Below are 2933 nucleotides of genomic sequence, written 5' to 3' on the forward strand. Positions count from 1 at the left end.
GTATTATAAAAAAAACTACCAGATATATCTGTAATTTACAAGGAAAAAGTTTCTTCCACTAAAGATATAAGCCACTCAGTGATTTTTGTTAAATAAGAAGCCACTCGACCAGGGGAGAATTCATGATTATTTAACGTCTTATCTCTCAATCTATAATCTTTATAGATTGTAAGTTGACAAAATTACCTCTTTAAAAATATATAAAATTTTTGCGTTGGTAAGTTTTATGATATATTAGAAGTTTATAATAGCTAATAACACATGTCGCACATGTCGCACAATATCTTCAAGACGGATTAAAAATCTTGACAATATGTAGTAATGTATAGCACCAATTTTAAATTGCTCATGCATAGGGAAAAGGTTTAACTTCATTAATCTTGATTTCATTTTCAGTTAATATCAAATCTATATTTGGCTAATTTACTAAAATACTTCTTTCCTAAGGTATTATTTTAAGTTCTAAATCATGATCAACCGCTTTTTTAAAAGAAAAAGACTAATAAATCTACCTGACCCAGCAGTAATTATAGGTATTTTAAAGGAATTTAAGAATATAAAAACCAATATTCACAACCCATGCTATACTTACTCTGCCCTATTTTACATTCCTTAAGAATCGCTTATGTTAACAGTAAATGGGTTCTGAAGTTGAAATCGACCATTATTCACTCTTAAATATTAGTTCAGAGTAACACACTTGAAATATTATGGCGTGGTAACAAATAACTTAATAGGATTATTAATAATTTAAAAAAACATTATTAATAAATAAAATAATATTAATACTCAAAAACTAATCAATAGGCGATTAAGATAATTAATGGTTATATTTACAAATTCGGTAGTGCTTTGATATTGAAATCTAAAAATTTTTATATAAATAAATAGACTGTTTTATTTTCTTCTCATTCTTGCACCAGTGCGTTCACGCTGGTTTTATCTTGAATATGTTATCCATTCCCTTAAATTTGGGCTACACCACAGTATACTGCTTTCCAATAGCCACCACTCCCAATAACGATTATGGATCGAGTCACTATGACTGCTTTATTGTTTAGTAGATGTAACTTTTCTTAGAGAAAAATATGAGTTAGGAATATATGAAAACTTTACTCTTATATCAATGAAAAGATAGAGTATTAAAATATAAAAAAATCAGGAGCTAATATAAAAGTGATTAATGAGATAAAAATTATACTTTCGTTTTTTTTGTATCATTCCCATAATCGTGTTGAATCATGTTGAATACACTGTGGTGCTCTTGGCTAATAATTTAGTCCAAGGCAGTAATAAAAATAATAAAAATTACTTTACAGAAGTCTATCGCTCCATCTGGAATTGATTAGGGTAATAAAAAACTTATCGAAATATATCTATCATAAACGCTAATGGAACTATCATAAACCATCTCAATTAGTGAATATTTAAAAAAGCAAATGTAGATATTTTTTAGTAACTACTACTATTACAAGAGCATTAATTCAAGCCGCTCCAAAAAAAGAAGATATGCCTATTTCTTAGGTGTGGCTACTTTATCCAACCTATTATACTCACTATTCAAGATAATTTTACTTTTGTAAAATTCTTTCCTACTTCTTTAAATAGAAGCATGAAAGCATTAAAAAATTTTATGAGTATTTTCTCACTATGTGGTTTTGTGATTTACGGGAGGTAGAATTAACCTAAATAATATTATAGAGTATTTTTCACTCAGAAATCTTGTATGTATTAGTGGCTCATGCTTAACTTGCTAAAATCTCATTGAAGGTCTCAGCAATAAAAAGAGAAGTCTGAATTAGTGGATAAAAACAATAAAACATGAGGAGAAAAAATAATGTCCTTAACTTCATCAAAGATGATCCCATTAGGAATGAAAGCTCCAAGCTTTAATCTGCTTGACGCTGTAAGTAATGAAAAACAGTCATTAGCCCAACTAAAATCCAATATTGCTACAGTCATTATGTTTATCTGTAATCACTGTCCTTTTGTTCAGCACATCCAAAAAAAAATGGTTGAAATAGCAAAAAAATATCAAGATAAGGGTATGCAATTTGTGGCTATTAATTCTAACGACGTCAAAAATTATCCTGAAGATTCTTTTGAGAAAATGAAAGCCGTAGCTGAAGAGTTTGATTATCCTTTTCCTTATCTCTACGACGAAACTCAAGAAATCGCTCAAGCTTATCAGGCAGAATGCACTCCTGATTTTTATGTATTTGACCATAATCTTGTTTGTATTTATCACGGTCGTTTTGACCGTTCCACCCCGGGTAGAGATATTCCTGTAACGGGAGAAGACCTTAAAAAGACACTGGAGAATATACTAGTGGGTAAACCCATTGACGCTAATCAAAAACCCAGCCAAGGATGTAACATTAAATGGAAATCATAACTAAATTCCATATTTAGATACTACTTTAATCTCTTGTTCCCCCTGGGACAGAAAATATTTTACTCACCAGATGCTCTTCTCTTGATATAAGAAAACTCCCCCCATAAATACTCATTTAAAAATGATCGAAGTAAAATTACTAAAGATATAAAATTGAACAATAAATTTTATATCAACTTATCCCAGAGAAACTAGGAAATTATACTTTTGTATTTCTTAGCGTATTATTTTTTAAAATTCTTACTACTTTTTCTTTTTCCGGCAATACCAAAGGTTTCTTTGTGTTTTGAGTCTCCCTATTGCTATTTTTACATTATAATCATTTTTCAATAAAAAATCTTATGGTTACTATAAAATTTATCGCTAATTGGAAAATTTTGTATGAATAAACTTCTAAATTTATCTTTAAAGCTTATCCTCTTTTAAAAAAGAGAACTTACTTTATACTCGTTTAACATTCATATTGATGACTTCAAGAATAATGGAAATAATTAACTAAATCATTATTTTTTATTTCGCTTTTCTATGACTTCTATGA

Annotated in this window: 2 protein-coding genes; one reads left to right on the forward strand and one right to left on the reverse strand. The window is 28.9% G+C overall.

Features of this window, described 5'->3' with window-relative positions:
• Positions 1 to 234: 234 nt before the first annotated feature.
• Positions 235 to 375: a hypothetical protein gene (locus CLERM_RS03920; RefSeq protein WP_157939809.1), complete on the reverse strand. Its 141-nt coding sequence runs from the start codon at positions 373 to 375 to the stop codon at positions 235 to 237.
• Between the two features lie 1462 nt (positions 376 to 1837).
• Here CLERM_RS03920 and CLERM_RS00060 point away from each other — a divergent pair.
• Positions 1838 to 2395, forward strand: a complete 558-nt coding sequence (locus tag CLERM_RS00060; protein WP_102156599.1) for a thioredoxin family protein — start codon at positions 1838 to 1840, stop codon at positions 2393 to 2395.
• Positions 2396 to 2933 lie beyond the last annotated feature (538 nt).

This window comes from Coxiella-like endosymbiont (genome assembly GCF_002871095.1).
Lineage (GTDB): Bacteria > Pseudomonadota > Gammaproteobacteria > Coxiellales > Coxiellaceae > Coxiella.

Bases quoted from the DNA above. Each gene is read 5' to 3' on its own strand.
- CLERM_RS03920 (WP_157939809.1), bottom strand. From the start codon at position 375: ATGAAGTTAAACCTTTTCCCTATGCATGAGCAATTTAAAATTGGTGCT.
- CLERM_RS00060 (WP_102156599.1), top strand. From the start codon at position 1,838: ATGTCCTTAACTTCATCAAAGATGATCCCATTAGGAATGAAAGCTCCA.